Here is a 3,177-nt window from a genome sequence, read left to right on the forward strand (position 1 = left end):
CCCGCCCCGGGCCGCGCCGCCATCGGGACGCAGACCCCGCCGGCGGGCTCGGCGTGGGGCAGCGAGCTGCCCGAGATCGACGACGACCTGGTCGACGAGATCGACCCGTCCACCCCGCCGCACGGGACGGACCTGTCCGCCCTGCGCGAGACCCCGCGCCCGGCCTCCTCCGGCACCGCGACAGTCGCCGACCCCGACGACGAGCCCACCCCGGCCTCCGCGGGCGACCCCCGGCACCGCCGCGACGACGCGGCCCGGGACCCGGCCGTGCAGGACCACGGCCCCGACGACACCGGTCTCTACCGCGCCGCGGGTGCCGACCCCGAGCCGTGGTGGGCCGTGCCCACCTCCGCGGTGCCCGACGACGACCCCGACGCGGACCTCATCTGGCGCGCCGCGGGCCGCGCGGCCGACGACACCGGCGACCGCGACACGACCCCCGGGTACTCCCCGGACGGCGACGCGGCCCCCGGGTACTCCCCGGACGGTGACGCCCCGGCCCCCGGGCACCCGCCGGACGGTGGCGCCGTGGGCCCGGACCTCCCGGACCGCGCCACGGCCTCCGGGGACGGCTCCCCGGGGCGCACCGCGACCGCCGGGTACGACGACGCGCCCGTGTCCGCCGATCCGCCGCACTCCGACCCCGCCGCTCCGGCGCCCACGGATCCTGCGGGGCCGATGCACGCGGGTCACGGCGGCCGCGGGGCCCGGACCGGCACCCCCCGGACGGAGCGCTCCCGCGACGACCGTTCCCGCGACGACCGGCGCCCCCGCCAGGGGGACCGTCCCTGGCGCGCGGCCTGGGACGACGAGTCCGCGGAGACCGGCCCCCAGCGCACCCTCACCCCGCCGCGCGGCCGCCCGCAGACGGGGGTGAAGCGGCCCCGCTGGACGGCCCCCGAGGCGATCGAGGCCCGGGCCGCTCAGCACCGCCGCGGCGACGAGCCGCACGGCGGGCTGGACCTCGCGCCCTCGCGCACGGGGCACGGCAGTGCGGGCCGTCCGCCGGCGAGCGGGTGGCGTCGCTGGGTCTACGTGCTCACCGGCGGACTGGTGAACCCGGGGGAGAGCCCCGCGGAGCTGCACCGGCGCGACCTCGTGGCCCGCGCGAACCGGCCGCTGATCAGCTCGCACAAGATCGCGATGCTGAGCCTCAAGGGCGGGGTCGGGAAGACGACGGTCACCGCGACCCTCGGGGCTACGTTCGCGTCGCACCGTGGCGACCGGGTCGTGGCCGTCGACGCCAACCCCGACCGCGGCACGCTGAGCCAGAAGATCCCGCTGGAGACCACCGCGACCGTCCGCCACCTGCTGCGCGACGCCGACCGGGTCCGCCGCTACAGCGACGTCCGCGCCTACACCTCGCAGGGCGTGTCCCGGCTCGAGGTGCTCGCCAGCGAGCAGGACCCGGCGGTGTCGGAGGCGTTCAGCGAGGACGACTACCGGCGCGCGGTCGACCTGCTGGAGCACTTCTACAACCTGGTCCTGACCGACTGCGGTACCGGCCTGATGCACTCCGCGATGTACGGGGTGCTGGGGATGGCCGACCAGATCGTCGTCGTGTCGTCGGGCTCGATCGACGGCGCCCGCAGCGCCTCGGCGACCCTGGACTGGCTCGACGCCCACGGCTACGGGGCGCTGGTCCGCAACGCGGTCGTCGTCATCAACACCGTCTACCGGCGTGCCGGTGGCGGGGTGGACCTCGACCGCGTCGCCGAGCACTTCTCGGGACGGTGCCGGGCAGTGGTCAAGGTGCCGTTCGACCCGCACCTGGAGGAGGGCGCGGAGATCGACCTGGAGCGCCTGGAGGAGACGACCCGGACGGCGTTGCTGGAGCTGGCGGCGGCCGTCGCCGACGGCTTCCCGGTCTGATCCCGGGCCGCGACGGTCCCCGTCGCCGCCCCGGACGTGACCGGAGACACCGAAGGGCGGTCCGCCCGCTGGGTGGACCGCCCTTCGGTCAAGGCGTGTCGGGGAGGTGCCGGCCGGCGCGACCCGCTCAGGAACGCTCGGGCGGGTCCTCCTGGTCACGCACCTTCTCGTCGAGTTCGCGCAGGAAGTCGGGATCGTCGTCGGGGCCGGTCGCGCGCGGCTTCTCGGCCCGCTGGCCCGACGACCAGGGGAACTCCGCGCGTGGGATGCGATCGGAGACCACCTGTTCGGACCGCAGGGTCCGCACGAGCAGCACCGCGACCACGGCCGCGCCGACGAGAAGGATCAGGAAGAACAACATCAGGCCACCTCCGCTGTCCAGCGTAGCGAAGGTGGCCTGACGTACGGGTGAAGTCGAGACCCTCACCCCATGTGTGCCCTCCGGATCAGCGGAGACCGGTGTTCGCCTCGCTGGTCAGGTCGGCCAGCAGGCCACGGACCTCGGACTCGCGGAACCGACGGTGGCCGCCCGGCGTACGGATCGAGCCGATCCGCCCGGCCGAGGCCCAGCGGGTCACGGTCTTGGGGTCGACGCGGAAGAGCGTGGCCACCTCACCCGGGGTGAGGAGACGCTCGGGTGCCTGAGTCGGAGCTGCCATGGGGATCCTCCCGAAGTGCACGTGGAGTATGTGTCACGGTGCTCGCCGGAGGCATCCGGCCGGGTACCGCTCTCGGTTTCCGGGCCATCGTGACACCTCAGACTCCGGGTACTCGAACGGTGTTGTGTGAGTAAAGGGTTCTTAAAGGGCAAAGCCGGTGAACGCCTCGAACCGGACAGTCGGGGACAGCCGGGGAGGGACCGCCGCCCGGGCGGGTGATCGCGATCCGGACGTCCGGGACGGGGGCGGGTGGAACCGGGCAGCCGTGATCCGGCCGGTCCGGCCCGTACCCTGGAGGTCATGACGTCTCCGACCCCGCCGCAGGCCGCGGCGCGGGAGCGCGCCGGTGAGCCCGGGCTGGCCACCACGGTGGCGCTCTACACGCTCGCGCGGCTCGGTCTGCTCGCCGTGCTGACGGTCGTCCTCGCGCTGATCGGCGTGCCGTGGCTCGTCGCGCTGCTCGTGGCGCTCGTCGTCGCACTGCCGCTGTCGATGGTGCTGTTCCGCGGGCTGCGGGAGCGGCTGGACCGGGCGATCGCCGCGTCGACGGCCCGCCGGTCGTCCGAGCGGGCGTCGCTGCGGGCCCAGCTGCGCGGCGACGTCGGCCCGCCGCCGTCCCCGGACACGCCCGCCGCGCCCGCGTCCC

General features: G+C 75.5%; 3 protein-coding genes and 1 pseudogene. 2 read left to right on the forward strand and 2 right to left on the reverse strand.

The window, feature by feature from the left end; genetic code table 11:
• Window positions 1–520: 520 nt before the first annotated feature.
• Window positions 521–1,872 (forward strand): annotated as a pseudogene (locus tag NH602_RS32285) (MinD/ParA family protein).
• A gap of 127 nt (window positions 1,873–1,999) precedes the next feature.
• On the opposite strand, the gene NH602_RS29585 reads toward NH602_RS32285, so the two are convergent.
• Both NH602_RS29585 and NH602_RS29590 read right to left on the reverse strand, forming a co-directional pair.
• Window positions 2,000–2,233, reverse strand: a complete 234-nt coding sequence (locus NH602_RS29585) for a hypothetical protein (RefSeq protein WP_073576558.1) — start codon at window positions 2,231–2,233, stop codon at window positions 2,000–2,002.
• An 85-nt stretch (window positions 2,234–2,318) separates the two neighbouring features.
• Window positions 2,319–2,531, reverse strand: a complete 213-nt coding sequence (locus NH602_RS29590; protein ID WP_073576557.1) for a BldC family transcriptional regulator — start codon at window positions 2,529–2,531, stop codon at window positions 2,319–2,321.
• Window positions 2,532–2,831: 300 nt separating this feature from the next.
• Between NH602_RS29590 and NH602_RS29595 the strand changes: the two genes are divergently transcribed.
• Window positions 2,832–3,177: DUF4229 domain-containing protein (locus NH602_RS29595; RefSeq protein WP_253069530.1), on the forward strand; the 346-nt coding region annotated here is incomplete at its 3' end.

It is taken from the genome of Pseudonocardia sp. McavD-2-B, assembly GCF_024124365.1.
GTDB lineage: Bacteria > Actinomycetota > Actinomycetes > Mycobacteriales > Pseudonocardiaceae > Pseudonocardia > Pseudonocardia alni.